3 protein-coding genes are annotated in these 2319 nt (G+C 71.3%); 1 reads left to right on the top strand and 2 read right to left on the bottom strand.

Translation table 11 applies throughout. The annotated features are described in order from the left end of the window. Positions 1-1330 (top strand): DUF2254 domain-containing protein (locus IQ216_RS13450; RefSeq protein WP_228007525.1); only part of this gene is annotated, 1330 nt, incomplete at its 5' end. Positions 1331-1358: 28 nt separating this feature from the next. Here the strand turns inward: IQ216_RS13450 and IQ216_RS13445 are convergent. Together IQ216_RS13445 and IQ216_RS13440 are read right to left on the bottom strand one after the other, a co-directional pair. Then, positions 1359-1838 (bottom strand): hypothetical protein, encoded by a 480-nt coding sequence (locus IQ216_RS13445; RefSeq protein ID WP_193815873.1) that lies wholly within the window; start codon positions 1836-1838, stop codon positions 1359-1361. A 140-nt stretch (positions 1839-1978) separates the two neighbouring features. After that, the coding region (locus tag IQ216_RS13440; RefSeq protein WP_193815872.1) for a Rid family detoxifying hydrolase at positions 1979-2319 on the bottom strand (341 nt) is incomplete at its 5' end.

Raw genomic sequence — 2319 nt, 5'->3', positions numbered from 1 at the left:
CCCCGTGACCCCTCCTCAGCACCCGATCACCCTGAGCCTGCGCGGCCGGCTGGCCTTTGCGCTCAACCGGCTCGGTGAGAAGCTCTGGGCCAAGCCCCTGCTCCTGTGCCTGGTGTCGCTGCTGGGCGTGTGGCTGGCCTACCTGGCCGATCGCCTGGCGCCGGGGCTGCTGTTGCCCGACATCAGCGCCGACACCCTGGAAACGCTGCTGCGGATCATCTCCTCGAGCATGCTCGTGATTGCGGTGTTTGCCGCGGGTTCGATGCTCTCGGCCTACGCCTCAGCCGGCAGTACTGCCACGCCGCGGGCCCTGGCCGTGGTGGTGGCCGATGACGTGTCGCAGTACGCCCTCTCCACGTTCATCGGTGCCTTCATCTTCGGCATCGTGGCCCTGATCGCCCAGATGAACGGCATCTACGGCCGCACGGGCCGTTTCGCGCTGTTCCTGCTCACCCTGGTGGTGTTGGCGGTGGTGCTGCTCAGCTTCGTCACCTGGGTCGATCGGATCGCCCGGTTGGGCCGGGTCACCAACACCATCGGTCGGGTGGAGGCGGTCGCCGACCTGGCCCTGCAGGAGCGCGCCCGCCAGCCCACCCTGGGGGGCCGGCTGCTGGGCCCCTCGCCGGTGGTGGCCCCTGGAGCCGAAGCGGCCCAGCCGGTGCTGGCCTCCGGCGTGGGCTACCTGCAACGCATTGATCTCGGTGCCCTGCAGCTGCTGGCCCAGGCCGCCGAGGCGGAGATTCAGGTGCTGTGCCTGCCTGGAGCCTTCATCACCCCCGCCCGGGCCCTGGCCCAGGTGGAAGCCCAGGACTCCCTGCCAGCCGAGCAACTGGAGCGGATCGCCCAGACCTTCCTGATCGGCGATCGGCGCACCTTTGACGATGACCCCCGCTTTGGGCTGGTGGTGCTCTCGGAGATCGCCAGTCGCGCCCTCTCGCCGGCCGTGAACGACCCCGGCACGGCGATCCATGTGATCGGCAGCGTGGTGCGGCTGCTCACCGACTGGGCCCAGACTAGTCTGGAGGAGAGTCGTGCGCCGGCCTCGGCAACGCGCTTCGGCCGCCTCTGGCTGCCTGAGCTGGCTCTCGAGGATCTGCTGGAGGATGGCTTTGCCGCCACGGCCCGCGATGGCGCGGCGTCGTTGGAGGTGGGGCTGCGCCTGCAGAAGGGCCTGCATCAGCTGAGCCTGCTGCCCCTGCCGGCGCTGCGCCAGGCGGCCATGCGCCAGGCAGAACTGGCCCTGGAGCATGGCGAGCTGGCCCTGAGGCTGGAGCGGGAGCGCGAGCGGCTGCGACGGGCGGCCGCCTGGGTGTTGCCGCCATCAGGGTGAGGGCCTGCCCATCGCCTGGCCCGGCGGCTCACCAGGGCAGGGGGCTGCGTCCGCCGCCCACATTGCAGCCCACCTGGGATCCCAGCAGGGCTCCGAGCGGCACGGCCCAGGCTCGCCCCTCATCCTGGGAGGCCACGTAGCCGGCGCCGCCGCCCAGCAGGCCCCCCACCAGCCGACCGGTGTTGCAGCGGCGGGCGTCGCGCTCGAGCTCGGTCCGCAGCTGGTCAACCCGGGATTCGCGGCGGTAGGGCACGGTCTGCACCGGATAGTTGCGGTAGCGCCTGGGGCTGCGCTCCACCGTGCGCACCACGGTGCGCGTCCGCCGCGGCTGGGTCCTGCGGGCGCGCCCCCGTCGGGCAGGTAGTTGGTGGGCCGGCACCAGCACATAGGTGGTTTGGCGCTGCCAGCCGCGTGGGCCGGCCAGGGCTGGGGTGGCTGCGCTGAGGCTCAGCAGCCCGGCGGCGCCCAGCAGAAGGAACAGGCGAACGGGACGTGTGAGGTTGGTCATGGTGATGAACGGGTGAGGAAGGGTCCCCTTGGGGGGATGACCTCACTCAACCGATCCCGTGTGTCTGGGTCATGAACGGCTGGGCCTGCAGGTGTGACCGGATCCTTCCGGCCGTTTGCTTTCCCCTGGACCGCCAGGCCTCAGCTCAGCAGGGCGATGCAGTCGATCTCGACCCGGGCCCCCTTGGGCAGGGCGGCCACCTCCACGCAGGCGCGGGCCGGCGCCACCTCGCCGCTGAAGGTGGCGGCGTAGAGCGCATTCACGGCGGCGAAATCGGCCAGGTCCGCCAGGTACACCGTGGTGCGCACCACCTGGGCCGGCGTGGCTCCCGCCGCCGCCAGCACCGCTTCCAGATTGCTCAGCACCTGGCGCGTTTCCGCCTCCACATCCCCGTCGCCCACCAGGGCGCCGCTGAGGGGATCCAGGGCGATCTGGCCGGAGCAGAACAACAGGCCTCCGGCCTGCACGGCCTGGTTGTAGG

The sequence above is a fragment of the Cyanobium sp. LEGE 06143 genome (assembly GCF_015207535.1).
GTDB lineage: Bacteria > Cyanobacteriota > Cyanobacteriia > PCC-6307 > Cyanobiaceae > NIES-981.
This window is presented reverse-complemented; position numbering and strand designations above follow the sequence as displayed.